Raw genomic sequence first — 25,639 nt, 5'->3', positions numbered from 1 at the left:
CCCCCCAGGCTCCTTCGCAGGAGGAACTCATGCTCACCATCCAGGTCGAATCCCCAGCAGGACTGGCAGTCGACAGACAACGGGAGTTCGCCGATACCGTGATCGGGGCAGCGGTGGATCTCCTAGGCGTGGAGCGCGGCGAGATACAGCTCGTCCTCACCGACTGGGACGAGGCACGGGCGCGTCGAGAGGCGGCTTTCTGGGCCGCGGCTTGGTCGGGTTGCTGATGACGGCCACCCTGACCCGCCGGACGACCGCCAGCGAGGGCGGAAACGTTCTGGGGGTGTCGTTCCGCTGCCCTTACGGTTCCAGAAGGGTCCCCACGGTGCCGGTGCCGCCTACCGTCCCCGTCGTACAAGCACTGAAGCGCAAGGCGAACGCCGTAGCGGACGCCGAACTCGGCCGGCTGGCCTCCCGTGCCCCCAGCCTGGACGCCGCCGCCCGCGCCGAGATCAGGGACGCCGTCCAGCGAGTGGTCGACGCCTTCCTGTACGAGCCGATCAACCGGGTGACCAGCTACGCCGACTCCCCCCTGGGAGAGAGCTACGCGGACGCCTTACGTGAGCTGTTCTCCCTGGAATTACCCGCTTTCGGTCCGGCCGGGAGCGCGGGATGAGCCGGGGCCGGGTCGGCGTGTTCGTACCGCCGGCGAACCCATCGGTGGAGCCCGAACTGGCGCGCCTGTTCGGGTCCCGGGCCGACATGTACGTCAGCCGCTTCCCGGTACGCCCCGGCCTCACCCTGGCGGAGCGGCTGGAGAGCTACAACGAGGTCCTGCCCGCGATGATCTGCTCGTTCGGCGACCTGCCGCTCGATGCGCTGGTCATGGCCTGCAGCGGCTCGCGATATCTGTTCGCACCCGAGGAAGATCGCGCGAGGTGCGACAAGCTGAGCGGTGAGGCGGGCATCCCGTTCGCCTCGGCGACCCTGGCGACGCGGGAGGCGCTGGAGCACATCGGGGCGCAGGAGTTCGTGCTCGTCTCGCCGTATCAGCCCTGGCTCACCGAACTCGCCGAACGCTTCTGGGCCGCGGCCGGTCTGCACGTCTCCCGCGTGATACCGGTCAGGGCGCAGGGCGGCTTCTCACCGTACGACGTCACGCCGAACGAGCTGGTCGAGCAGGTGGAGCAGGCAGGACTGCCGTCCGACGCGGTGGTGCTGTTCAGCGGCACCGGGATGTCCACGCTGCCCGCGCTGGGCCCCCTGGGCGCCGGAAACGACCGGGTCCTGCTCACCTCGAACCTGTGCAGCGCCTGGTGGGCGCTGGCGCACGCGACCGGGCAGCCGGTCACGCTCAGCCGGGTGCCGCACCGCCCGGTGGCACAGGGCCGGCCGTCATGAACGGCGTCACCGTGGTCGGCGCCGGCCCGGTCGGGCTGACCGCGGCGCTCACCCTGGCCCGCGCCGGGGTGCCGGTGATGGTGCTGGAACGGGAGCCGGGCCTCAGCCGCCAGTCGCGCGCCTCGACCTTCCACCCGGCCACGCTCGACCTGCTGCAGGAGCTCGGGATCGCCACCGCGCTGATCTCCCGCGGCCGGGTGGTGGAGCGGGTGCAATGGCGTGACCGGGCGGGCCGGGTGCTGGCCGAGATGCTGATGGGCAGCCTCGACGGCCTGACCGAGCACCCGTTCCGGCTGCACGCCGAGCAGTCCACGCTCACCGCGCTGCTGCTGGAGGCGCTGTCGGCCTACCCGGAGGCGGACGTGCGCTTCGGCACCCCGGTCGACGGAGTGGCCGAGGGCGGCACGGGCGTCCGGCTGCGCATCGGCCGTACGTGGGCGCGGGCCCGCTACGTGGTCGCGGCGGACGGCGCGCACAGCACCGTGCGCAGCTCGCTCGGCCTGCCGTTCCCCCGCTCGGAGTATCCGACGCAGGCGCTGCGGATCTTCACCGACTCACCGCTCGACGCGCTGCTGCCCGGCCTGGCGCCGCTGACCTACATCCGCGACTCCCGGCAGTCGTGCAGCCTGCTGGCGCTGCCCGATCACTGGCGGATCATCATCAGGATCCCGCATGACACCCGCGACCCACTCAATCCCCAGAACGTGGCCAAGCTGCTGTTCCGTGCCCTGCCCACCGAGCAGGCGCCGATCCGGGTGATCGGGGCCGACCGCTACAGCCTGGCCCGCGGCGTGCTGGGCGACTACCGGTGCGGACGCGTGCTGTTCGCCGGGGACGCCGCCCACCTGACCTCCACCGCCGGCGGCCTGAACATGAACGCCGGCATCCACGACGCCGTCGAGATCGGCCAGGTGCTCGCGGCCGTGCTCGGCGGATTCACCGCACCCGCCGCGCTGGACGCGTGGGCCTGGCGGCGGCGCACCGTACTGGTCAACCGGGTGATCCCGCGCAGTGAGGCGCGGGTGGCCGGCGTACAGGACCGGGACAACACCAAGCTGGCGGCGGCCATGGCGGGACTGCGCGCCATCGCCGGCGATCCGGAGTCCACCCGCGCCTACCTGGCGCAAGCCTCGATGCTCGACACCGTTCCATCTGGCCCGACCCCCCATCACGTGAGGCACGGCTGACATGCGCATCTGGTTCCAGAAACACACCGTCGAGGGTCGTTCCGCGCTGCTGGACAAGCTCTACGCCGAGCACTTATCCAAGATCACCGAACCCGGCACCGAGGTGGAGATCCACACGCTGCCGGCCGACACGTACGGCACCGACCTGCCCGAGCACCTGGTCGGCTACGGGCAGCTGGGACTGCTGTTCGGCAACTACTTCGCGCAGACGGCCGTAGCGGCAGAACGCGACGGGTGCGCGGCCTGGATCAGCGGCGCGGGGCAGGACCCCGGGCTGGCCGCCGCCCGCTCGCGCGTGTCGATCCCCGTGGTCGGCTACGGCGACGCGGTCTGGCAGGCGGCGCGCATGGAACGCCACCGGCTGGGCCTGATCGGCTTCATCCCGCATCTGGCCGAGCCCATCACCGACAACATCCGGGCGGCGGGCGCCGACCTGGCCTCCTATCAGGTGGTAGAGGACGGCACCACCCTCGTCCAGCGGGCCCTGGCCGAGGACTTCGGGCCGCTGCTGGCGGCCTACACGAAGGCCGCCAAACGGGCGGCGGACGCGGGGGCGCAGTGGCTGGTCCCCGCCGAAGGCATCCCGAACGAGATCCTCGTCCACCTCGGCGTGCACGAACTGCACGGCCTGCCGGTGATCGACCCGGACGGGCTGGCGGTCAAGACGGCCGAACACCTGTGCCACCTGCGCCGGCTCAACATCACCGCGCGCAGCACCTCCGGCTACTGGTTCCGGCTCCCGCCCGCGGACGCCGTCAGGCACGCGGAACGTGTTTTTCTCGGCAAGGTAATCGGAGGCTAGAACCCATGAGCTTCCCCGCGGACCGTCCCCGCCGCCTGCGGCGCACGTCAGCCCTGCGTGGCCTGGTCGCCGAAACGCGGCTGCACCCGGCCGACCTGATCCAGCCGTTGTTCGTCCGCGAAGGACTGGAGGAACCCCGAGAGATCACCAGCATGCCGGGCCAGGTCCAGCACAGCCGCGACAGCCTGCGCAAGGCCGCCTCGGCCGCGGCCACCGCCGGCGTCGGCGGCCTGCTGATCTTCGGCATCCCGGCCGCCAAGGACCCCGAGGGGTACGGCGCCTGGGACCCGTACGGCATCGCGCAGCTGGCCCTCGCCGACGTCGCCGCCGAGGTCGGCGACGCCACCGTGGTGATCAGCGACATCAACCTGGACGAATACACCGAACACGGCCAGGTCGGCATCCTCGACGCGACCGGCGACGTCGACAACGACGCCACCCTGCGCGCATACGCCCAGGTCGCCATTGCCCAGGCCAACGCCGGCGCCCAGGTGGTGGCCCCGAGCGGCATGATGGACGGCCAGGTCGCCGCCGTCCGCCAGGCGCTCGACCAGGCCGGTCACCATCAGGTGGCGATCCTGGCCTACGCCGCCAAATACGACTCCGCCTTCTACGGCCCGTTCCGCGACGCCGTCGAATCGCGGCTGACCGGCACCCGCTCGACCGCCCAGCAGGACCCCGCCAACAGCCGAGAGGCGCTGCGCGAGGTGCTCCTGGACATCGAGGAGGGGGCCGACATGGTGATGGTCAAGCCGGCGGGCCACTACCTGGACATCGTACGCATGGTGGCCGACACGGTCCGCGTGCCGGTCGCCGCCTACCAGACCTCCGGCGAGTACGCGGCGATCGAGGCCGCCGCCGCCCAGGGCTGGCTCATGCGCGACCGGGCCATCCGGGAGAGCCTCATGGCGATCCGCCGGGCCGGCGCCGGGAGCGTGATCACCTACTGGGCTACGGAGATCGCGGAGCAGTTACCCGGCTGAGGCTTCTGGAGGCTTTCTGGACGCTTTTCGGTGACGGTACGCAGGAGGTGGCACGGGTGATGTGGCGGACGCTGACCGACGACGTACGCGAGGAAATCCGCGAGCTGTGCGACGAGTACGGGTCCCACCTCTATGACTACTGCCGCACGGAACTCGCCCAGAGCGAGGCCGAGCTGGCGGTCGCCGGGGCGCTGCTGTCGGCGTACGGCCACACGCACCGGGTCGTCGACTCCTCCCTGGTGCGGCCGTGGCTCTATGGGCTGGCCCGGGCGCATCGCGCGGCCGTGGCCGGCCCGGCGAGCATCGGCTCGTGGTCGCGTTCCGGCCGGATGCCGGACCTGCTGCCCGAGGCCCTGCGCGCGCTGGACGGCCCGCAGCGGGAGCTGCTGGACCTGTCCGTACGGCACGGCCTCGCGCATCAGGAGATCGCCGTGATCTTCGATGTGACGCCTCCGGACGTGGATGTCATCGTGAGCGAGGCGGCCCGCGGGGTCGAGCGCTGGTTCTCCGCCGTCATCGCCGCCCGGTCCGCCAACGGATGTAGCCAGCTCGCGGCCAAGGTGTCGGCCTGGGCGACGACGCCCACGCGGCGCAACCGGGCGCGCATCAGCCGGCACATCCCCACCTGCCCCACGTGCCGGGCGGCGCCCCGGGCCGTGGTGGCGGCCACACTGCTGCGCGAGCTGCCCATCGCCACCGCTCCCCCCACGCTGCGCGACCGCCTGACGTGGGCTCAGCCGCTTCCGGACGCGGGCGAGCTGTGGCGGGTGGACGGGTTCCCCGTGCAGGTTCGGGGGCTGGTCGAGGCCGCCCCGATGTTGATCTCCCCGATCGCCGACCCCACGGCGGCGATCAGGGGTAGCGCCTGGCCGGCGGCGGGCGCGGCTGCCGCCGGCCAGGAACGCAAACCCCACAGGAGCCACCGCGCCCCTGCCCCACCCCGCGCCGGCACCCCGACATCCGCCCCACCCCGCTCGGACTCCCTCGCCCCTGCCCCACCCGGCTTCGGCACCCCGGCGTCTGCCCCGCCCCGTTCCGGCTCCCCCGCCGCTGCCCCATCCCGCGGCGACGCCCCGGCCGCCATCCCGCACCAGCGGTCCGATCCGGATGCGATCGCGGCGGCTCTCGACCACGAGACCACCATTCCGCTCGCCCGGAAGCCCGCCGCCGGGGTCCTCCCGCGACGCACTCCGGCCACCGGCCCGTCCGCGCCCGGCCTCCTGGCCGCCCCCGTCTGCGAGGCGCCTGCCGCTCCCCCGCGAGACGTCCCGGCCAGCCGTCCGCCGGCCGGGGATGCGCGTCTGGGTGGGTCCGCGCTGGCTGAGCGGGTCTCACCACCGCCCGACAGGGTCTCGCCATCGGCCGACCGCGTCTCGCCATCGGCTGGGCCGGTCTCGTCTCCGCCGGAGCCGGTCCTGCGGCTGCCCGGGCTGGTCATCGGCGGGCCGCCCGTGCTGAGCGCCCCCGTCAGCGACCCGCCCGTGCGCGACGCGTCGAACGGCCAAGCGCCGCACGGCACGTCGAACGGGCAGGCACCGCCCGACGCGGCCGATCGTGGCCCGGCCGGTGCCGGTCCGCGTGGTCGTCACCCCTTCGGGGATCGCCAGCGGGACGTCCTGGTGGCCACCGCCCGCGACCGGCAGGGCGTCTTCGTCGCGGCCAGCGGCACCCGCCGGGACACCCCCGCCACCAGGAGCCGCCCGGCCCCGTCAGCCCCGGGCAGCCGCCGGGACGCCACGACCACGAGCCCGCACCGGGACGCGGCCGCCCCCGCCAACCGCCGGGGTGCCCCCGACACCCACCGGGACGCCCAGACCACCACCGGTGAAGCCCACCGAAACGGACAGCTCGCCACCGCAGACACCAGCCGAAACGGACAGTTCGCCACGACGGGCACCCGGCCCGGCGCCCAGAGCGCGACCCCGACCACGGACGCCCTGATCGCGGGCGCCCAACGGGACGCCCTGATCACCGCTCCCGGCACTCGCTGGGACGCGCCGTTCCCCACGACGGACACTCACGCGGGCACCTACGCGGGCACCCAGGCCGACGCCCGCGCGGAGGCCCTGTTCACGACCGCGGCCACGCTCCGAGACGCCCTGATCATGGCCACCGGCGAGCACCGAGACCTGCTGGTCGCGACCCAGAGCACCGACGGCCCGGACGGCCCGGGGTCGGAGTTCTGGCGTAACCGTCCGGACGACCAGCAGACCGAGTTCTGGCGCAACCGCCCGGGCGAGTACGAGTCCGACGGCCGGCTCTCCATCCGGTCCATAGCCACGGTGGGGCTGCTCGTCGGCGCCGGGATGCTGGTGGCGAGCCTCGCCTGGTCCGGCATCCAGAGCCGCCACCAGCCCGAGGTGCCCGAGCCGCAGACCAAGCTGTCGGGCCCCGGCAGCGCCCCGGCCGTACCGCCGGGGAGCGGGAGCACCCCCAACCTCATGCTCAACCCCACAGTGGTCCCACCGCCCACGGACGTGCCGGCGCCCCCGACGGCCAACCCGGACTCCAAGATCAGCGACACCGCCACCGGCGAGATCCGGCCGCAGAAGGTGAGTCTGCCCGGCCCCAGGCCACCGGTCGCGAGGCTGTCGCCGTCGTCGATCAACCTGGGCACCCGCCGTACCGGATCATTCGGGCTGATTTGTCCGGGAAGCTGCAAGATCACCACGGTGTCCGGGACGAAGGGGATCGCGGTCTCCGCGCACGCGTTCCGCGTCCAGGCGCCCGCGTCGCGGCCCGGCTGCCCGGGGCCGCCCGCCACCGAGTTCGGCAAGGTCACCGTACGGTGGACCGGCACGTCCAGCGGTAACGGCCAGAGCACCACGGGCCTCGTTCGCGGCAGCGGGACACTCACCCTGCGCCTGTCCTGGACCGTGGCCAACGCCAAGGGATCGTACGTGTCCGACGGCAAGGGCAGCGGCTACTGGACGAACTGTGGCTGGCCCGCCACCGGCGGCGAGGGAGCCCAGCACCAGCCGCTGCCCGGCTCCGGATGAACCTCCATGTGGTGGCGGGAGGGCCCGCCACCACAGCGAGGACTTAGAAGAAGGAGTTCTCCGGCTCCGGCAGGTCGATCCGCGCCGGTCCGCGGAACTGTGTCGTGTCCTTGGGCACGTCGACCAGCGGCGCCCCCTGCGTGAACGGCACGATCACACTGCTCCTGGCCAGGTCGAGCGTGACGTTCGCGCCCGTGCCGGCCTCAGAGGTGTACGTCGTGTCGGTGCCCGCGACCACCAGGGCGATCCGGTGTCCCTTCCGGAAGGTGTAGTCGTGCGGCAGCGTCTGCCACTTGACCCTGCCCCACGTCCCGACCGGCAGCGGCGACGACGCGCTGAGCGAGTCGCGGTTCTGCACGTCGATCCAGCCGCGGGCGACGATCTCGGCGGGCCGCGTCACGGTGTTCGTGGTCACCTTGCGGTAGCAGGCGTCGTCGGCGGCGGTGCTGTCGCCGTGGCAGTCCTCCTCGGCGAGCGTGGTGATGCCCTGGCCGCGCCCCCAGTCGACGCGGTTCGCCTCGCCGAAGTCGACGAGCAGGGCGGTCAGGTTGGCGGCCGGCTTGTCGAGCTTGACCCGCAGGTCGGCCGTGGGCGTGCCGGACAGGCGCAGGTCGAGCGGGAGCGCGCCGCTGGTGAACGCCACCCGGCCCGGCTTGGCCGTACCGACGTCGGCGATCATCTCCTCCTCGTCCAGCGGCACGTCCGTGAAGGACGCGCTGGCGTCGCGCCTGGCGGCGGCGAGGCCGAGCGAGCCGTCGGCGGCCGGGCGGAGCGGGACGTTCGTCGCGAACGGTGCCGGCCAGTCGCGCTGGGTGATCCACTGCGTCGGGCCGGTCTGCACGTCGGCGCGCGGGGCGTTCATGATCCCATTGCGTACGCCCTGCAGCCAGTAGTCGAACCAGCCGTGCAGCGTGTCCACCCACACGTCCCTGCGACCCTCGAAGTCGAACGGGTCCACGTGCTGGTACTGGCCCACCCAGATCTTGCGCGGTACGTTCCGCTTCGCCAGGGCCTGCCACCAGGTGGAGAAATTGTCCGGCTTGACGTTCAGGTCGTTGGCGGTGTGGACCACGAAGACGCTGGCCCTGACCTTGGAGGCGTCACCGAGGAGGCCGTTGACGTAGTCGCGCTCGGCCCAGAAGGCGTTGTAGTCGCCCGTGGCGTCGCCGTCCTCGGCGTCCATGCGATCCCGTACGGCCTGGCACTTGGCCTCGGGGTCGGTGTCGACGTAGTTGGCCAGCCAGGAGGCGTAGTCGTAGTTGTAGACCACGCCGTTCGAGCGCTGGTACCTGTACCAGGAGCTGATCGCCGAGATCGGCACGATCGTCTCCAGGCCGCGCACACCGGTGGCGGCGACGGCGTTGGCCAGCGTGCCGTCGTAGGACTTGCCGATCATCCCGGCCTTGCCGGTGGTCCAGTCGGCCACGGCCTGGGTGCCGTCCGCGCGGTAGGCCTTGGCCCGGCCGTTCAGCCAGTCCACGACGGCCTTGCCGCCCAGGACGTCCGCCTTGCCGCCGATGTCCGGGCAGCCTTCGGACTTGGTGGTGCCGAGCATGTCGACGTTCAGGACGGCGTAGCCGCGCGGCACGAAGTAGTTGTCATAGAAGAGCGGAAATTTCGTGACATTCCCGGCGGCGTCGTACACCTTCCGCTCGGCCTCGTTGCCGCGTCCGGAATTGTCGTAGTACGGACTCTCGTCGATGATCACCGGCACCTTGAGCCGGGGACCGGACTCCTTCGGCCTGATGATGTCGACACGTACCCTGTCCAGCCGGCCGTCGGAATCGCTGTCGACGCTCGACTCGACGTAGACGTATTCGCGGACGGCGTCCGCGTAGGAGAAGACCGGCTGCGTACGGCCGTTCTCAACGGTGATCCTGGGTCCGGCGGCCGCTTGCGCGGGACTCGCGATCGCCATGGTCAGGGCGACGGCGATGAGGGCCGGGCGTAATTGAGGCACGCGTGTCCTCCGAGACGATGGGCGCCAAAGTACCCGCAATCTCTCACCCGGCAGGGGGCCTGACAAGATCCGGTGCACCTACGTGCAGGGGCGTGTCGGGCGGATTTGGCCGCATCCGGCCAGTGACGTGAGTGCACCTGCGTGAGCGATGAGGCGTCCTCTCCTTCCCGACCACATGGAGGGCCCATGCGCATCATCAGCCTCACCGCTGTCGTCCTGCTCGCTGTTCCCGCTCCCGCGTACGCCGCCGGACCTCCCGCCGGAGTGCCGAAGGGCGCGATGAGCGTACGCGTGGCCAAGATCGTGAACGGCGACACGATTGACGTCACGACCAGCGATGGCAAGAAGACGCGCGTCATGTTCCTGGAGTCGGACGCTCCCGAGCGCGGCCAGTGCTGGGGCAAGGCCGCGACCCAGCGGACGGCGGGGCTGCTGCCGGTCGGCCGGCTCGCGTACGTCCTCGCCGACAAGAAGCCCGTGGACGGCTTCGGCCGCCGACTGTTCTACGTGTGGAACGCCAAGGGCGTGCACGTCAACCGCAACCTCGTCCGGTACGGCTACGCGAAGGCGGTCCTGGTCACACCGAACGACCGCTTCATCAAGGTGATGCGGAGCGAGGAGGCCGTGGCCAAGCGGCAGAAGCTGCGCATCTGGTCCGGCAAGTGCGACACCGGCACCACGACCCCCACCCCGACTCCCACTCCGACCTCTGGCGCCAACGACCCGCGCTACCGGACCTGCGGTGACGCCAACGCCGCCGGGTACGGCCCGTACCGGAAGGGTGTGGACCCCGAGTACGCCTGGTACCAGGACCGCGACGGCGACGGCCTCGTCTGCGAGCGCTGACCCCGGCCGATGACCGATCACCTGGCGGCCGCTTAGGATACGGTTTCCTTTAGGCAATCACTGAGAAGCGGCGAACGGCTCATGCGAAACGTGGCGCGGACCTCCCTCGTGGACGCCGCGATCGAGGAGCTCCGGGGGGAGATCACCAGCGGCGCGTGGCCGGTGGGGACGAAGATCCCGTCCGAGCTCCGGCTCGCGGAGACCCTCGGCATGAGCCGGCTCTCGGTGCGGGAGGCCGTACGCGTGCTGGCCCACTCCGGGCTGCTGACCACCCGGCAGGGCGACGGCACCTACGTCACGGCGGTCGACGAGTCGCAGGTCGCGCTGGGCAGGCGGCTGGCCAAGGCGGCCGCGATGGACATCATCGACGTGCGGCGCGGCCTCGACATGGTGGCCGCCCGGCTGGCCGCCGGGAAGCGGACCGAAGAGGACCTCACCGGCCTGCGGGAGGCGCTCGTGCGGCGGGACGCGGCCGGGCGGGCGGGCGACGTGGACGCGTTCGCCGACGCGGACGTCGACTTCCACCTGCGGGTGGCGGACGCGGCGCACAACCCGCTGCTCGGCGACCTCTACCGGAGCATGAGCGAGGCGTTGCGCGACAGCGTCCGCCATATGGAGCAGGCGGCGCTGGTGCTCGACGGGTCGCACGAGGAGCTGCTGCGGGCGATCGAGGACGGCGATCCCGGCGCCGCTGTGGCGATCTCCGTCGCCATCCTCGACCAGCAGGAACGCGACCTCTGACAGCCTGGCGAACACTGACGGCCCGGCGGCCGCTGACGGCCCGGCGAAGATCGGCCCGATCCACATCACCGGCGGGCGGTGGCTAAGGTCTGCGGGCCAGTCCGAGAATGTGGGTCAGGGCAGGCGCCCCCGGCGTAGCCCGGTGGACGAACCGGTCGGAGTCCTCGATCACGAACCCCGCCTCCCTGATCGCCGCCCCGGTGTCCCGGTTGGGGCGGCAGTCTCCGGCCATCAGCCGCCACAGCGGAGTGATGAGATCCTGCAGCACGGCCCGGACCGGGTTCGCCGAGCGTACATGCTCGAAGAAGCGCAACTCGCCACCCGGCCTGAGCACCCTGCGCAGCTCGGCCAGCAGCACGCCCGAGTCGGGGACGGAGCACAGCACCAGCGACACCACGGCCGCGTCGAACGACCCGGCCTCGTACGGCAACGAACCGCCATGCCCGCGCACCACCGTGACGGCCACCGCGCATGGCCATGGCCGCCACTGTGGCGGCCATGGTCTCGCTGGGGGCTGGTTCCGTCAGGGGCTTACGAGCGCTGACCCGGCCCGCTCACTCCGACACGGTGTTGTTGATGTAGCGCTCGATCTTCCACTCACCGCCGGACTTCTTGAGAAGGAAGAACTCCCGGTACTTCTCGCTGCCCTCGGTGCTGGTGGTCCGGACGAAGGCCACATCGCCCATCATGCGGGTCTCGTCGATGGTGTGCGTGGCGATCATCTTCGCCTTGAACAGCTCCTTGAACAGTGTGGTCAGCGCGTCGGTGCCCTGGGCGGTCGGCTTGCCCTCCACGGCCGCCATTCCGTCGGTGGCGAACGCCTCGACGGCCTTGTCCGGCTCTCCGGCCTTGGCGGCGTCGAAGAACGCCATCACGGCCGCGCGCGGCGTGGTCATCGGCGCCATGGACGCGCTCTCGGATGGTTCGGGGCTCATGTTGCCCGACTCGGACGGCATCGGGCTCATGTTGCCCGACTCCGATTCGTACGGTGTCGGGCCTGATTCGGAGGGCATCGGCGATGCCACCGCGCCCATGAGTCGCATATCGTTACCGCCTGCGGCACAGCCCGTGACGAGCAACGCCGGGACGACTGCCGCCAGCAGGAGTGCTCTGGCCTGGGATTTTGTGCTCATAGCGGGGTGATTCCCCGCAAAAGCCGTCACGAATGCGCCATTTGTCCACTTCGGACGACCCCTTTACCAGCTGCCGCCTCAGCCCCTGGGATTGCTCACAGTAACCTTCACAGGAGTTGATGAGATCGTTCAGAGGTTGGATCGTTGCCGGGCCGCGACCAAACGGCCGCCGCCTCGCCGATAGCGTCCAACGAGTGCCGCACCTGGAGACCTTCCTGAGCACTACCCCCGAACCCGAGCCCCTGCCGCAACGCGACGACGCGGAGCGCTGCGACAGCGTCGACTCCGATCGGCGCTGTGTCCTGCCGGTGGGACATCAGGCCGCCCACGTGTACCCACCGGCGGACGTATTGGCCGAACCATAGAAGCGACCCGGGCGTTCGCTAGGCGCCCGTACCCACCTGCACCAGCCCGGCCTCCACCCGTATCGGATAAACCGGGACAGAGAACTCCGGCTCATCCAGACACACCCCGCTCACCAGCGAGAACACCTGCTTGTGCAGGGGCGACGCCACAGTCGGCTCCCCCTGCCGGGTGCCGACGATACCCCGCGACAGCACCTGCGCCCCGCTGAACGGGTCCAGGTTGCCGATCGCGTGGACGGTACCGTCGAAGGTACGGAAGACGGCCACCTGCCGACCGTCCACCAGAGCGCACACCCCGCGCTCCGGCAGCAGTCCCTGATAGCCACAGACTGGGATCCAACCACTCATCGCGCAGCCACCTCCACGGGCTTGATCTGGTCGCGTTCGGTCTCGAAGACGATGGACGGGTCAGGGACCCCGGGCGCGTTGACGAAGCTCACGAACCTGCCGAGCTTGTCCGGGTCATCGATGGTCGTCTGCCATTCGTCCACGTACGTGGCGACGTGGTGCTCCATCTGGGCATCCAGCTCGGCGCAGATCCCCAGGGAGTCGTCGATGATCACCTGCCGCAGGTAGTCGAGCCCGCCGTCGAGCGACTCCAGCCAGGCGGCGGTGCGCTGCAGCCGGTCGGCCGTCCGTATGTAGAACATGACGAACCGGTCGATCGTCCTGATCAGCTCCTCGGTGGTCAGATCCGCCGCCAGCAGGTCGGCGTGGCGCGGCTTGAAGCCGCCGTTGCCGCCGACGTACAGGTTCCAGCCCTGCTCGGTGGCGATGACCCCGAAGTCCTTCGAGCGGGCCTCCGCGCACTCACGGGCGCAGCCGGACACGGCCGACTTGAGCTTGTGCGGCGCGCGCAGGCCGCGGTAACGCAGCTCCAGGTCGATGGCCAGGCCGACGGAGTCCTGGACGCCGTAGCGGCACCAGGCCGAGCCGACGCACGACTTCACCGTACGCAGCGCCTTGCCGTACGCGTGGCCCGATTCGAACCCGGCGTCCACCAACCGCCGCCAGATCTGCGGCAGCTGCTCGACGCGGGCCCCGAACAGGTCGATCCGCTGCCCTCCGGTGATCTTGGTGTAGAGGCCGAAGTCGCGGGCCACCTCGCCGATCACGATGAGCTTGTCGGGGGTGATCTCGCCGCCTGGGATGCGCGGGACGACCGAGTAGGTGCCGTTCTTCTGGATGTTGGCCAGGAAGGCGTCGTTGGTGTCCTGCAGGGCCGCCCGCTCGCCGTCCAGAACGTGCCCATTGTGCAGCGAGGCGAGGATCGAGGCCACGGCCGGCTTGCAGATGTCGCAGCCCCTGCCCTGCCCGTGCGCGGAGACCAGCTCCGAGAAGGTGGTGATGCCGCGCACCCTGACGATGTCGTACAGCTCGGCCCTGGAGTAGGCGAAGTGCTCGCACAGCGCCTTGCTCAGCTCGACCCCGGACTTCTCCAGGAGCTGCTTGAGCATCGGCACGCAGCTCCCGCAGGTGGTGCCCGCCCGCGTGCACGCCTTGACCCCGGGCACGTCGGTGAGCGCCTTGTCGGCGATGGCGGTGCGGACCGTCCCCGCGCTGACGTTGTTGCACGAGCACACCTGCGCGTCGTCGGGCAGCTCCAGCTCCGCCCCCGACCCGGTGAACAGCAGGTCGGACGGCGCCGCGGGCAGCGGCTTGCCGACGAAGGGCCGCAGCGACCCGTACGGCGAGGCGTCGCCGACGCAGATGCCGCCGAGCAGCGTCTTGGCGTCGTCGCTGATGAACAGCCTCTTGTAGACGCCGGCCACCGGGTCCATGTAGGTGACGTCGAGCGCCCCGTCCATCGCGCCGAACTGCGCCACCTCGACGCCGAGCAGCTTCAGCTTGGTGGACATGTCGGCCCCGTCGAAGGTGGCGGCCCCGCCCAGGATGCGGTCCGCGGCCACCTCCGCCATGGTGAAGCACGGCCCGACCAGCCCGTACACCATGCCGCCCGCCAGCGCGCACTCGCCGATCGCGTAGATCGCCGGGTCCGAGGTGCGCATCCCGGCGTCCACCGCGATGCCGCCGCGCTCGCCGACCTCCAGCCCACTGGCGCGGGCGAGCTCGTCGCGCGGCCTGATCCCGGCGGAGAAGACGACGATCTGGGCGTCGAGCAGCGTTCCGTCGGGCTTGCGCAGCCCGGTGACGCCGCGCTCGCCCGCGACGATCTCCTGGACGCCCGCGCCCGCGTGCACGCTGAGCCCGAGCCCCTCGATGTGGCTCTTGAGCACCGAGCCGCCGCCCTCGTCGACCTGCCGGGGCATCAGCCAGGGGCTCATCTCCACGATGTGCGTCTTGAGCCCGAGCCCGCGCAGCGCGTCGGCGGCCTCCAGACCGAGCAGCCCGCCGCCGACCACCACGCCGTCGGTCGCGTCCTTGGCGGCCATCCTGATCGCGTCGAGGTCGTCGATCGTCCGGTAGACGTAGGCGTGCTCCGCGCCCGGCACCGGCGGCACGAACGGCGCCGACCCGGTCGCCAGCACGAGCACGTCATACGACTCGGCCGACCCGTCGGCCAGCGTGACCGTGCGGGCCGCGCGGTCGATCCCGGTGACGCGCCCGCCGAGCCTGGTCACCGTGCCCGGCGGCACCGGGTAGGTGAGGTCCTCGACGCTGGTCCCCGACAGGTAGGAGGTCAGCGCCACCCGGTCGTACGCGGGGCGGGGCTCCTCGCCGATCACCGTGACCTGGCCGCCGAAGCCCCGCTCGTGCAGCGTTTCGACGAGCCGGTGGGCGGTGGGTCCGTAACCGACGACAACGATCTTGCTCATGCCGAGATCCCTTCCTGCTCACACAGCCAGCCGACGATGCCCTCCACGGCATCCCGGCATGTCCCACACCCGGTCGTGGCCCTGGTCGCGGCCGCCACTCCGGCCACGTCCCGCGCGCCGGCCTCCCAGCACGCTCTGATCTGACCCTTGGTCACGTTGTTGCACTGGCAGACCTTGGCCGCGTCGGGCATCAGCACCGGGCTGTCGGCCACGGTGACCGCCCCCAGGCCGGGGAACAGCAGCCCGGCCCGATCGCCCGGCAGCGGCCCGCCGCGGTCGAACAGCTGGGTAAGCGTGCCGACGGCGTCGGTGTCACCCAGCAGGATCGCGCCGACCAGCCGGCCGTCGCGGATGACGAGTTTGCGGTACGTACCGCGGGCCCGGTGGGTGAAGCGGACCACCTCGGCGTGCTCCTCGGTGAGGTGGGTCTCGCCCATCGCGGCCAGCTCCACGCTCCTGGCCTTGAGCCTGGTCACCAGCCGCGAGCCCCGGTAGAGCGCCTTGCCGCCGGTGATGACCTCCGCGGCGACCGCCGCCTGCTCCCAGGCGGGGGCGACCAGGCCGTAGACGGTGCCGTCGTGCTCGGCGCACTCGCCGATCGCGAACACCGCCGGGTCCTCGGTACGCATCTCGTCGTCCACGACGATGCCCCGCCGTACGTTCAGGCCCGACTCCTTGGCCAGGGCCGTCATGGGCCGCACGCCGCAGGCCAGCACGACGAGGTCGCCCTCGACCAGCTCGCCGTCGGCCAGCCGTACGCCCTCCTCCAGGATGGCCTCGGCCGTCACGCCGGTGCGGATGTCCACGCCCAGCCCGGTGAGCGTCTCGCCGAGCACCAGCCCGGCCTCGGCGTCCAGCTGCCGCTCCATCAGATGGCCGGCCAGGTGCAGCAGCGTCACGGGCAGGCCGCGCCCGGCGAGCCCGCGCGCCGCCTCGATGCCGAGCAGGCCGCCGCCGACCACCACCGCCCTGCGTCCGTGTTCGGCCGCCGCCAGGATGCGGTGGCAGTCGTCGAGCGTGCGGAACGGGATCGCCAGCTCGGCTCCCGGCACCGGCGGGACGACCGCCTCGCTGCCGGTGGCCAGGACCAGCACGTCGTACGGCGTGCTCCGACCGTCGGCGGTGATCACCGTCTGGGCGTTCCTGTCGACGCGCACCACCTCGGTGCCGAAGACGGCCTCGACGCCGTGCGTGGCGTACCAGCTCGGGTCGAGCAGCCGCACCTGGTCGGGCCCCGAGCTCCCGGCCAGGACGTTGGACAGCAGCACCCGGTTGTAGGGCTGCCAGGTCTCGGCGCCGAACACGGTGACCGGCATGTGCGGATCACGTGCCCGCACCTCACCGACCAGCCGCGACCCGGCCATTCCGTTCCCCACTACGACGAGCCTCATGCGACCTTCTCCACCCTGACGGCGCAGACCTTGAACTCCGGCATCCGCGATGACGGATCGAGCGCGGGATTGGTCAGACGGTTGGCTCCCTCCCAGTGGAACGGCATGAAGACGGTGTCGCGCCTGATCGAGTCGCTGACCCTGGCGACCCCTGTGCTCTCGCCCCGCCGACTGAGCACCCGGACGACGTCTCCGGCGGTGATGGCCAGTTGTTCGGCGAGGTCGGGATGGAGCTCGACGAACGGCTCCGGCGCGGCCTTGGACAGGGCGGCGATCCTGCGGGTCTGCGCGCCGCTCTGGTACTGGGCGAGCACGCGGCCCGTGGTCAGGTAGACCGGGTAGTCGTCGTCGGGCTCCTCGGCCGCGGGCCGGTGCTCGACGGGCACGAACCTGGCGCGCCCGTCAGGGGTGGCGAAGGAGTCGAGGAACGGGCGCGGCCGTCCGGGGTCATCCGGCGACGGACACGGCCAGAACACGCCGGTCTCCTCGGTGATCCGCTCGTAGGTGATGCCCGCGTAGTCGGCCACCCCGCCCGCGCTGGCGCGGCCCAGCTCCTCGAACACCTCTCGCGGCTCGGCCGAGAACCGGTGGCCGAGCCGGGCGGCCAGCTCCCGGACGATCTCCAGGTCGCTTCTGACCCCTTCGGGAGCGGGTACGGCCTGGCGGCGCAGCAGGACCCGGCCCTCGAGGTTCGTCATCGTGCCGGTCTCCTCGGCCCATTGCGTCACGGGGAAGACCACGTCGGCCCGCGCGGCCGTCTCCGACAGCACGATGTCGCAGACCACCAGCAGGTCCAGCGCGTCGAGCCGTTCGGTCACGTGCGCGGAGCGCGGCGCGGAGACCACCGGGTTGGAGCCGAAGACCAGCAGGGCGCGCGGCCCCTGGGGCGTCCCGAGCGCGTCGAGCAGCTCGTAGGCCGAGCGTCCCGGGCCGGGCAGCTCCTCGGGTCGTACGCCCCAGATCGCGGCGACGTGCTCGCGGGCGGCCGGGTCGTCGATCTTGCGGTAGCCGGGCAGCTGGTCGGCCTTCTGACCGTGCTCCCTGCCGCCCTGGCCGTTGCCCTGGCCGGTCAGGCAGCCGTACCCGGAGCCGGGGCGGCCGGGCAGTCCCAGCGCCAGGGCCAGGTTGATGAACGCGGTGACGGTGTCGGTGCCCTTGGCGTGCTGCTCGGCCCCCCGTCCGGTCAGCACGGCGGCCCGTCCGGCCGAGGCGAGCGCGCGTACGGCCTCGCGCATCCTGGCCACCGGCACGCCGGTGACGCGCTCGACCCGCTCGGGCCACCAGGACGCGAGCGACGTACGGACCTGCTCGAAGCCCGAGGTCCTGGCGGCGACGTAGTCCTCGTCGACGAGCCCTTCGGCGATGACCAGGTGCAGCAGCCCGAGGGCGAGCGCCAGGTCGGTGCCCGGCGTGGGCTGCAGGTGCAGCCAGGCCAGCTTGGCCGTCGCGGTGCGGCGGGGGTCGATGACGATGAGGCGCGGCCCGGTCAGGTGGCGGACGAAGGGCGGCATGGTCTCGGCGACGTTCCCGCCGGCCAGCAGGACGACGTCGGTCTCGGCCAGGTCGGTGATGGGGAACGGCAGGCCGCGGTCCAGCCCGAACGCCCTGAGCGAGGCGGCCGCGGCCGACGACATGCAGAAGCGGCCGTTGTAGTCGATCTGGCTGGTGCCGAGCGCGACCCTGGCGAACTTGCCGAGCTGGTACGCCTTCTCGTTGGTCAGCCCGCCGCCGCCGAACACGGCCACTCCGTCGGGGCCGTGCACGGCGCGTATGGCGGTCAGCCGGTCGGCGACGTAGTCGAGGGCGGTTTCCCAGGCCACGGGCCGGCCGTGGAGCAGCGGCGTGGTCAGGCGCTCGCCGTTGGTCAGCAGGTCGGCCGCGGTCCAGCCCTTCTGGCACAGGGCGCCCCCGGAGTTGGCCGGTACGTCGGTGCGCGGGGTGATCGTGATGTCGGTCCCCGTGGCAGTGATCGTCATGCCGCACTGGAGGGCGCAGTACGGGCAGTGGGTCTCTGTCGTGCGGTCCTCAGACACGAGCGTGGGCCAGACTGCCGACCAGCGAGACGCCGACCTTGCGCGTGTAGCACCACCAGGTGAGCGCGAAGCAGGCCACGTAGAAGGCGCCGAACCCGACGAACGCGGTGGCCGGGCTGCCCGTCTCGGCGAACGACATCCCGAACGCGCGGTTGATGAGGAAGCCGCCGAGCGCCCCGACCGCGGAGATGATCCCGATGGCGGCGGACGCCTGCCGCTTGCCGTGCATCAGGGCCTCCTCGCCGGTGCCGCGCTCGGCCACCGCCTTGGCCTGGAAGATCGCGGGGATCATCCGGTAGGTGGAGCCGTTGCCGACGCCCGCCGTGAGGAACAGCATCTGGAAGGCCAGGAAGAACAGCCAGAAGTCGCCCGAGGTGCTGCCGAGCCAGACCAGGACCACACCGACGCCCATGGCGGCGAAGTTCCACAGGGTCACCGGCGCGCCGCCCTTCTTGTCGGCCAGCCAGCCGCCCACCGGCCTGATCAGCGAGCCGAGCAGCGGGCCGACGAACGCCACCGCCGCCCACGGCGAGCTGGGGAACAGGCTCTTGGCCAGCAGCGGGAAGGCCGTGGAGTAGCCGATGAACGAGCCGAACGTGCCGATGTACAGGAACGACATGATCCACGTCTGCGCCCGCCCGGCCACCGCCAGCTGCTCGCGCGGCTTGGCCCTGGCGCTCGACAGGTTGTCCATGAAGAACCACGCGCAGGCGGCGGCCACGACGGCCAGCGGCACCCAGAACCACCCGGCGGCGGCCAGCCCGAACCCGCCGATCACCAGCGGCATGACCAGCTGCACGGAGCTGACGCCGATGTTGCCGCCGGCCGCGTTCAGCCCGAGGGCCACGCCTTGCCGCGAGCGCGGGTAGAAGTAGGTGATGTTCGCCATGCTTGAGGCGAAGTTGCCGCCGCCGACCCCGGCCAGCGCCGCGATCACCAGGAACATCCAGTACGGCGTGCCCGGATCGCTGACCGCCAGCCCGAGCAGCACCGCGGGGATGACCAGCAGCAACGCGCTGACCGTGGTGAACGTGGCCCCGCCGAACCTGGCCGGCCCGAAGGTGTAGGGGACGCGCAGCACGGAGCCGATGAGGTTGGGCAGCGCCACCAGCCAGAAGAGCTGGTCGGTGGAGAAGTCGTAGGCGCCCATCTTGGCGGCCACGATGCTCCACAGCGTCCACACCGTGAACCCGAGGTGCTCGGCCAGGATCGAGAAGGCGAGATTGCGCCGGGCGATCCGCTTGCCGGTGCTCTCCCAGAAAGCCTTGTCGTCGGGGTGCCACTCGGCGATCCAGCGCGCCATCGTTCCTCCTACACTCGGCTCACTCGGCCGCTCGGCTCACTTGGCCACTCGGCGGCTCGAACTCGAATGTAGGAATCGCGCGTTACGCACTTTGACGATCCGTGGCTGTGCGTTCGTTACATGTAACTCACTGGCGTAACGGGCAATACACATGTGTCACTGAGGAAACCTGCTGTTAATCCAGGCTTTCACTGGTGTAGGCGGCGACCAGCTCGGCGAACTCCTCAGGGGTGACGATCCGCACCCCGAGCTGCTTGGCTTTGGCCCGCTTCGACCCCGCCTTCTCCCCGGCTACCAGGAGTGACGTCCGGGCTGAGACGCTTGACGACGACTTGCCCCCGGCACGCTCGACCAGCTCGTTGACCTCATTGCGGGTCAGCTCCGCCAGCGTCCCGCTCATGGCACCGGTCACCACCACCGACATCCCGTCCAGCGGCCGTGCCTCCTTCGGCTCGCCATTCGGCTCCTCGCCCGCCGGCAGACGCGTGGCGGCCCCGGGCTCGGTCATGTTGACCCCCGCGGCCACCAGCTTGTCGATCAGGTCGGTGAGCTCGGCCAGCTCGGCGACCAGCAGCGCGGCCTTCTCCGGCCCGATGCCCTCCACCTCCTGCACCCCGTCGGCCCCGGCGGCGCGGATGGCGTCCATCGTGCCGAAGTGACGGGCGATGCGGCGGGACATGGACCGCCCGGTGCCACGCACCCCCAGCGCGCAGAAGACCCTGCTCAGCGGTTGGCCCTTGGCCCGCTCGATGGCGGCCAGCAGGTTGTCGGTGCTGGTCTCGCCCATCCGCTCCAGGCCCAGCAACTGCTCGCGGGTCAGGAAGAACAGGTCGGCGAAGTCGACGATCAGCCCGGCGTCGAGCATCTGCTGGATCCGGTTTTCCGCGAGGCCCTCGATGTCGAGGGTGTCACGGCCGACGGCGTACGCGATGGAGGCGATCGCCCGGCACTGGCGCCCGCGCACGCATCGCCAGCGCTCCTGCGAGGAGTCGATGGCGTCACCGCACGACGGGCAGACCTGCGGGATCTCGATCGGCCGCTCGTCACCCCTGCGCAGGTGCACCACCGGGGCCTCCACGCGCGGGATGACGTCGCCCGCCTTGTAGACGGTCACGCTGTCGCCGAGCATCAGGCCGCGGCGGGTGATGTCGGCGACGTTGTGCAGGGTGGCGTAGGTGACGGTGCTGCCGTCGAGCTCGACCGGCTCCAGCACGGCCCGGGGGGCGATGATGCCGGTGCGGCCGGTGTTCCACTCCACGCCGATCAGCTTGGTGATCTTCTCGGTGGCGGGCAGCTTGTAGGCGATCGCCCAGCGCGGCGCCCGTGAGCTGAACCCGGCCGCCACCTGGTCGACCGCCAGATCACACTTGATCACGATGCCGTCGATGCCGAACGGCAGCTCCGGCCGGGCCGCGGCGATCTCCCCGACGCGCTCCTGCACCCGCTCCAGCGACTCGGTCGTGATGCCCGCGACCGGCGTGGCCGCCGTGGTCTGCACTCCCTGCCCGGCCACCCACTCCATGATCTCGCTGTGCGGCAGCTCGCGCAGGCGCAGGGCCAGCTCGGAGCTGTCGTCGGGGTGGGGCAGCGCGCCGTAGCCGAAGAACGTCAGCTCGCACGCGTATGGCCGGTCCTGTGCCCGCAGCGTGCCCGCCGCCGCGCTGCGCGGATTGGCGAACGTGGTGCCGTCGTGCGCCTGCCGCTTGGCGCAGGCGTCCTCGAACTGCGAGGCGGTCATCATCACCTCACCGCGCAGCTCCACCGTGACCGCCTCGGCCAGCCGGTCGGGCAGGCCGACGATGGTGCCGATGGCGTGGGAGACATCCTCGCCGGCGACGCCGTCTCCCCGGGTCACCAGCTGCGTCAGGCGACCGTGCCGGTAACGCGCCGAGATCGCCAGGCCGTCGAGCTTGGGCTCCACGCTCCAGGCGGCCACCGCCCGCCCCAGCCTCCGCTCCAGCCCGGCGGCCCATTCAGCCAGCTGCTCGGCACCGAACACGTTGTCCAGACTCAGCATGGGCACGGTATGCGGCACATCCCCGACCACCGCCCCGCCGGCCACCTTCCCGGTCGGCGAGTTGGGCAGCACTTGGTCGGGATGCTCGGCCTCATATGCCTCGATGCCACGGACCAGCCGGTCGTAGGTGTCGTCGTCGCGGGTGGAGGTGCCGTCGGTGTAGTAGGCGGCGGCGGAGTCGACAGCAAGCTGGACGGCTTCGGCGTAGGCCGTTTCGTCGGCCAGGTGTGTGATCGGGGGTTCGTCGTTCATGGTCCAATCATGCCCGCCGACACCGACAGTTCTGGGCCGGAGATCTGGGGCCTGAGCTGCGCTTGAACTGGCCTGACCGCATCCGCCTCACCGGCGCCGTGCCGCGCCCGGCCAGGCCGGTGGCCCTCGCGGACGCCGCGACGCCGATCAGCGCGGGACACCCAGTTCGCGGCAGCCGAGCCCGCCGCTCAGTCCGAGACAGCCGAGCCGACCGCCGAGCCGGTCCGCGCGTGCATCCGGCCGGAGGGCGCGTGCATCCGGCCGGCGGGCAGATCGCGCAGGCGGCGCAGCGGGCTCGCCAGCAGGATGAGGCCGCTCAGCGCGAAGACACCCAGCATCACCCAGAGGGCCGCGCGCACGGATAACGCCTCGGCCAGCGTGCCCGCCAGCAGGGCGCCGAGCGGGATGGCGCCGAAGTTGACCACCTGGATGCTGGTGCTCACCCTGCCCATCAGCTCGCCGGGCACGTACGACTGCGTGAACCCGCTGAAGATCACATTCCCGGCGACGATCCCCCCGATGATCGTGATGCTGGCCGCCACGAACAGCACCAACCCGACGCCGCGATCCGCGCACGCGATCAGCAGGCCCAGCGGCGCCAGGCCGGCCTTGCCGAGCAGGACGGCCCGCGCGCTGCCCAGCCGGGCCGCCAGCGGCCGGGCGGCGAAGGCGCCGGCGACGCCGCCCGCGCTGGTGGCCGCGAGCAGCGCACCGGTCGTGCCCGCGGACAGGCCGATGTCGCCGACCAGGAAGACCACGAGCAGCGACTGGTAGCCGGTCAGCGCCAGGTTGGCCACGCAGCCGTAGAACATGTTGCCGCGCAGCAACGGGTCGCCCATCACCGTGCGCAGCCCGTCCCTGATCTCGCTGCGCAGCCGCCGCCGGGGCCGCGGCTGCACGATCTCGACGTGCCTGACGCGCATCAGGCAGAGCGCCGAGACGGCGAAGCTCACCGCGTCCACCACCAGACCGCCGAGCGCGGAGGCGAACTGGGCGAGGAGCCCGGCCACACCAGGCCCGGCCAGATTGGCCACCTGCTCGCTGCCCTGCAGCTTCGCGTTGGCCTCCAGCAGCTCGCGGTCCTCGACCAGCGACGGCAGGTACGCCCGATAGGCGGTCGCGAAGAACACCTTCGCCGTCCCGGCGGCCAACGCGACCGCGACGAGCTGGCCGGTGGTCAGAACGCCGAGCAGGGCCGCGGCCGGAACGCTGAGGAAGGCCGCCATCGACACCCAGTCGGCGGCGAGCATCACCCTGCGCCGGGAGAGCCGATCGACCCAGGCCCCCGCGGGCAGGCCGACCAGCAGCCACGGCAGCCAGACGGCCGCCGCCAGCACGCTGACGGCGAACGCGGAGGCGTGCAGCACGGTCACCGCGACCAGGGGCAGCGCGACTCCAGTGACCGCGCTGCCCAGGCTGCTGGCGCTCTCGCCGATCCACAGCAGCCGGAAGTCGCGCTGCCGGAGCAGGCCGAACCTGGGCTTGGCAAGCGTCTCGGCCGTCATGGCCGCCCCGGGACGCCACGGGCGAAGGTGAAGACGGTGGCGCGTTCCTGGCCGTCGTCGGGGATATCGCGCTCGGCCCATTTGTCCATGACGGCGATGATCTCGGCGGCGAACTGCGCCAACTCGTCGTCGGTCGCCTGGATCCAGGTCTCGGTGGAGAACGGGCCACGCTGCCAGCGTTCCTGCTCGGACTGGGGCTGGTCGGCCCAGCGCCGTACGTGGCCGACCTGTCGTTCCAGATTGAGCGACTCCAGGGCGCGGGCGATGGCCTCGCCCGCCGCGTCCTCGGCGAAGTCCGTGGAGGACCAGCACAGCTTCTCCGAGGTGCGCCGCCACCAGCGCTCGCGCCGGTCGCGGGCCAGCTCGGGCGCCTCCTCGATCAGCCCGGCGCCGGCCAGGGCGCGCAGGTGGTGGCTGACATTGCCCACCGCCTCGCCCGTGCGCTGGGCCAGTGCGCTCGCGGTGCCGGGGCCGTGGATCTTCAACAGGTCCAGCAGGCGCCGGCGCACCGGGTGCGCCATGGCTGCGAGCACCCTGGAGTCGGTGATCTGGGACATGACCCCACCCTAATACACAAGAGTCATTGTGCAATATCTCTTGTTCTTTAGGCGCAAGTAGATGGTAGGTGTAGGGCGCCCGCACAGCATCGGCTGGACCTTCCCCGAAGAGGTCGACGCGCCCTGCTCGACTTCATCTGAGAAATTTGCGCTCACCTGTCGATCCGGGCCATCGCGATTCGTGTGAAGGGTGAGACGCCGGCCCGAGAACAGCGCCAAAATCCGACAGGAGAAGTTCGCCATGAAGATTGTCGTGACCACCAACGTGACGCTCGACGGGGTGGCGCAGGCGCCGGGCCGGCCGGACGAGGACCCGCGCGGCGGCTTCAGCCATGGCGGTTGGGCCCTGCCCTACAGCGACCACATCATGGGCGCGGTCATGGGGCGGCGGATGGCCGAGGAGGGCAGCCTGCTGCTGGGCCGCCGCACGTACGAGGACTTGTTCGGCTACTGGCCCGAACAGAACGACGGCAACCCGTTCACCGAGGTGCTCAACCGGACACACAAGTACGTGGCATCGCGGACGTCGTCCCAGCCGCTGCCGTGGGTCAACTCGACCCTGCTGGACGGCGACGCGGTCGAGGCCGTGGCCGGGCTGCGGGCGCAGCCAGGCCCGACCCTGGGCGTCATCGGCAGCCTGGACCTGGTCAGACAGCTGGCGCGCCGTGATCTGATCGACGAGTACGTCCTGCTGACGCATCCGCTGGTGCTGGGCACCGGCAGCCGGCTCTTCGCCGACGACAGCGCCTCCCGTCCACTGCGACTGACGGACAGCGTAACGACCACCACCGGCGTAGTGATCGCCACCTACCAGAGGGAGACCCGATGACCGAGTACCTGCTCAGTGTGTACCAGCCGGACGGGCCACCACCGGCCCCGCCGATCCTCAACAAGATCATGGACGACCTCGAAGCACTGAACCAGGAGCTGCGGGCCGCCGGTGCGTGGGTCTTCAGCGTGGGCCTGTACCCACCGACCACGGCCACGGTGCTCCGCGCCCAGAACGGCGACGTACTGATGACCGATGGCCCCTTCACCGAAGGCAAGGAACACGTCGGCGGCTTCACCGTTGTCGAGGCCCCGGACCTGGACGCGGCCCTCATCTGGGCCGGCAAAATGGCCCAGGCCACCACCCTGCCCGTAGAGGTCCGCCCAATCCGATGAGACCGGACCCGACCACACCCGACCGGACCCTGCCCCGCCCAACGCCGCCGGACCCGATCATGCAGAACCCGGCACCGCCTGATCCGACCACGCCAGGTCCGGCACCACCCGACCGGACACTGCCCGACCCGATGACGCCGAACCCGACCATGCGGAACCCGACGCCACCCGAACTGACCGCGCGGGGCCCGGCACCACCCGACCGGACACTGCCCGACCCGATGACGCCGAACCCGACCATGCGGAACCCGACGCCACCCGAACTGACCGCGCGGGGCCCGGC

General features: G+C 71.3%; 23 protein-coding genes and 1 pseudogene. 13 read left to right on the top strand and 11 right to left on the bottom strand.

What is annotated here, in order from left to right; translation table 11 throughout:
- Positions 1 to 29 precede the first annotated feature (29 nt).
- The 7 genes from AB0B64_RS05745 to AB0B64_RS05715 are packed head-to-tail and all read left to right on the top strand — an operon-like array spanning position 30 to position 7,312.
- Positions 30 to 227: a hypothetical protein gene (locus AB0B64_RS05745; RefSeq protein ID WP_357940570.1), complete on the top strand. Its 198-nt coding sequence runs from the start codon at positions 30 to 32 to the stop codon at positions 225 to 227.
- Entirely contained in the window at positions 227 to 616 is a 390-nt protein-coding gene (locus tag AB0B64_RS05740) for a hypothetical protein (RefSeq protein ID WP_357940568.1), read from the top strand. Before AB0B64_RS05745 ends, AB0B64_RS05740 begins: the two co-directional genes overlap by 1 nt.
- The gene (locus tag AB0B64_RS05735; protein WP_357940565.1) at positions 613 to 1,341 is read left to right on the top strand and encodes a hypothetical protein; all 729 of its coding nucleotides are present in this window, start codon (positions 613 to 615) and stop codon (positions 1,339 to 1,341) included. The genes AB0B64_RS05740 and AB0B64_RS05735 overlap by 4 nt, the downstream gene beginning before the upstream one ends.
- Positions 1,338 to 2,528, top strand: coding sequence for an FAD-dependent oxidoreductase (locus tag AB0B64_RS05730; protein WP_357940563.1), 1,191 nt, complete (start codon positions 1,338 to 1,340; stop codon positions 2,526 to 2,528). Before AB0B64_RS05735 ends, AB0B64_RS05730 begins: the two co-directional genes overlap by 4 nt.
- 1 nt (position 2,529) lies before the next feature.
- On the top strand, positions 2,530 to 3,330 hold the full coding sequence (locus AB0B64_RS05725) for an aspartate/glutamate racemase family protein (protein ID WP_357940561.1): 801 nt from the start codon (positions 2,530 to 2,532) through the stop codon (positions 3,328 to 3,330).
- A 5-nt stretch (positions 3,331 to 3,335) separates the two neighbouring features.
- Entirely contained in the window at positions 3,336 to 4,313 is a 978-nt protein-coding gene (gene hemB, locus AB0B64_RS05720; RefSeq protein ID WP_358174957.1) for a porphobilinogen synthase, read from the top strand.
- A gap of 47 nt (positions 4,314 to 4,360) precedes the next feature.
- A complete protein-coding gene (locus AB0B64_RS05715; protein ID WP_358174954.1) occupies positions 4,361 to 7,312 on the top strand; it encodes a hypothetical protein in 2,952 nt (983 codons plus the stop codon).
- A 43-nt stretch (positions 7,313 to 7,355) separates the two neighbouring features.
- On the opposite strand, the gene AB0B64_RS05710 is transcribed toward AB0B64_RS05715, so the two are convergent.
- Positions 7,356 to 9,272 carry a Xaa-Pro dipeptidyl-peptidase gene (locus AB0B64_RS05710; RefSeq protein WP_357940554.1) on the bottom strand — a complete coding sequence of 639 codons (1,917 nt, stop codon included), beginning with the start codon at positions 9,270 to 9,272 and terminating at the stop codon, positions 7,356 to 7,358.
- Between the two features lie 186 nt (positions 9,273 to 9,458).
- Here AB0B64_RS05710 and AB0B64_RS05705 point away from each other — a divergent pair, with 186 nt between their 5' ends.
- Both AB0B64_RS05705 and AB0B64_RS05700 read left to right on the top strand, forming a co-directional pair.
- Positions 9,459 to 10,118 (top strand): excalibur calcium-binding domain-containing protein, encoded by a 660-nt coding sequence (locus AB0B64_RS05705; protein ID WP_357940552.1) that lies wholly within the window; start codon positions 9,459 to 9,461, stop codon positions 10,116 to 10,118.
- Between the two features lie 81 nt (positions 10,119 to 10,199).
- Complete coding sequence (locus AB0B64_RS05700) at positions 10,200 to 10,859, top strand: FadR/GntR family transcriptional regulator (protein ID WP_357940550.1); 660 nt, start codon at positions 10,200 to 10,202, stop codon at positions 10,857 to 10,859.
- Positions 10,860 to 10,941: 82 nt separating this feature from the next.
- Here AB0B64_RS05700 and AB0B64_RS05695 read toward each other — a convergent pair whose 3' ends face one another.
- Both AB0B64_RS05695 and AB0B64_RS05690 read right to left on the bottom strand, forming a co-directional pair.
- Entirely contained in the window at positions 10,942 to 11,325 is a 384-nt protein-coding gene (locus tag AB0B64_RS05695) for a methyltransferase domain-containing protein (RefSeq protein ID WP_358174951.1), read from the bottom strand.
- 88 nt (positions 11,326 to 11,413) lie between these two features.
- Positions 11,414 to 11,992 (bottom strand): nuclear transport factor 2 family protein, encoded by a 579-nt coding sequence (locus tag AB0B64_RS05690; protein ID WP_357940546.1) that lies wholly within the window; start codon positions 11,990 to 11,992, stop codon positions 11,414 to 11,416.
- A gap of 194 nt (positions 11,993 to 12,186) precedes the next feature.
- Between AB0B64_RS05690 and AB0B64_RS05685 the strand changes: the two genes are divergently transcribed.
- Positions 12,187 to 12,357: a hypothetical protein gene (locus tag AB0B64_RS05685; protein WP_358174948.1), complete on the top strand. Its 171-nt coding sequence runs from the start codon at positions 12,187 to 12,189 to the stop codon at positions 12,355 to 12,357.
- An 18-nt stretch (positions 12,358 to 12,375) separates the two neighbouring features.
- Here the strand turns inward: AB0B64_RS05685 and nirD are convergent, their stop codons facing one another.
- From nirD to AB0B64_RS05645, 8 genes are all read right to left on the bottom strand, one after another.
- The gene (nirD, locus tag AB0B64_RS05680) at positions 12,376 to 12,705 is read right to left on the bottom strand and encodes a nitrite reductase small subunit NirD (protein WP_225289070.1); all 330 of its coding nucleotides are present in this window, start codon (positions 12,703 to 12,705) and stop codon (positions 12,376 to 12,378) included.
- Complete coding sequence (nirB, locus tag AB0B64_RS05675) at positions 12,702 to 15,134, bottom strand: nitrite reductase large subunit NirB (protein ID WP_358174945.1); 2,433 nt, start codon at positions 15,132 to 15,134, stop codon at positions 12,702 to 12,704. The genes nirD and nirB overlap by 4 nt, the downstream gene beginning before the upstream one ends.
- Positions 15,131 to 16,525, bottom strand: coding sequence for an FAD-dependent oxidoreductase (locus tag AB0B64_RS05670; RefSeq protein WP_357940540.1), 1,395 nt, complete (start codon positions 16,523 to 16,525; stop codon positions 15,131 to 15,133). Before AB0B64_RS05670 ends, nirB begins: the two co-directional genes overlap by 4 nt.
- Positions 16,522 to 18,558, bottom strand: a complete 2,037-nt coding sequence (locus AB0B64_RS05665) for a molybdopterin-dependent oxidoreductase (protein WP_358174942.1) — start codon at positions 18,556 to 18,558, stop codon at positions 16,522 to 16,524. The genes AB0B64_RS05670 and AB0B64_RS05665 overlap by 4 nt, the downstream gene beginning before the upstream one ends.
- Positions 18,551 to 19,861: an MFS transporter gene (locus AB0B64_RS05660; RefSeq protein WP_357940536.1), complete on the bottom strand. Its 1,311-nt coding sequence runs from the start codon at positions 19,859 to 19,861 to the stop codon at positions 18,551 to 18,553. Before AB0B64_RS05660 ends, AB0B64_RS05665 begins: the two co-directional genes overlap by 8 nt.
- A gap of 175 nt (positions 19,862 to 20,036) precedes the next feature.
- Positions 20,037 to 22,130, bottom strand: a complete 2,094-nt coding sequence (ligA, locus tag AB0B64_RS05655) for an NAD-dependent DNA ligase LigA (protein ID WP_358174939.1) — start codon at positions 22,128 to 22,130, stop codon at positions 20,037 to 20,039.
- Positions 22,131 to 22,318: 188 nt separating this feature from the next.
- Positions 22,319 to 23,635 carry an MFS transporter gene (locus AB0B64_RS05650; protein ID WP_357940532.1) on the bottom strand — a complete coding sequence of 439 codons (1,317 nt, stop codon included), beginning with the start codon at positions 23,633 to 23,635 and terminating at the stop codon, positions 22,319 to 22,321.
- Entirely contained in the window at positions 23,632 to 24,192 is a 561-nt protein-coding gene (locus AB0B64_RS05645; RefSeq protein WP_357940530.1) for a helix-turn-helix domain-containing protein, read from the bottom strand. Before AB0B64_RS05645 ends, AB0B64_RS05650 begins: the two co-directional genes overlap by 4 nt.
- 241 nt (positions 24,193 to 24,433) lie before the next feature.
- Between AB0B64_RS05645 and AB0B64_RS05640 the strand changes: the two genes are divergently transcribed.
- The 3 genes and pseudogenes from AB0B64_RS05640 to AB0B64_RS05630 all read left to right on the top strand — a co-directional run.
- A complete protein-coding gene (locus AB0B64_RS05640; protein ID WP_358174937.1) occupies positions 24,434 to 25,021 on the top strand; it encodes a dihydrofolate reductase family protein in 588 nt (195 codons plus the stop codon).
- Entirely contained in the window at positions 25,018 to 25,356 is a 339-nt protein-coding gene (locus AB0B64_RS05635) for a YciI family protein (RefSeq protein ID WP_357940526.1), read from the top strand. Before AB0B64_RS05640 ends, AB0B64_RS05635 begins: the two co-directional genes overlap by 4 nt.
- Positions 25,353 to 25,639, top strand: a pseudogene (locus tag AB0B64_RS05630) (hypothetical protein); the annotation flags it as partial. The gene AB0B64_RS05635 and the pseudogene AB0B64_RS05630, both read left to right, overlap by 4 nt.

The sequence above is a fragment of the Nonomuraea sp. NPDC049129 genome (genome assembly GCF_040648495.1).
Classification (GTDB): domain Bacteria; phylum Actinomycetota; class Actinomycetes; order Streptosporangiales; family Streptosporangiaceae; genus Nonomuraea.
Note: the sequence above shows the minus strand (reverse complement) of the source record. Positions and strands in the feature narration are given on the sequence as shown.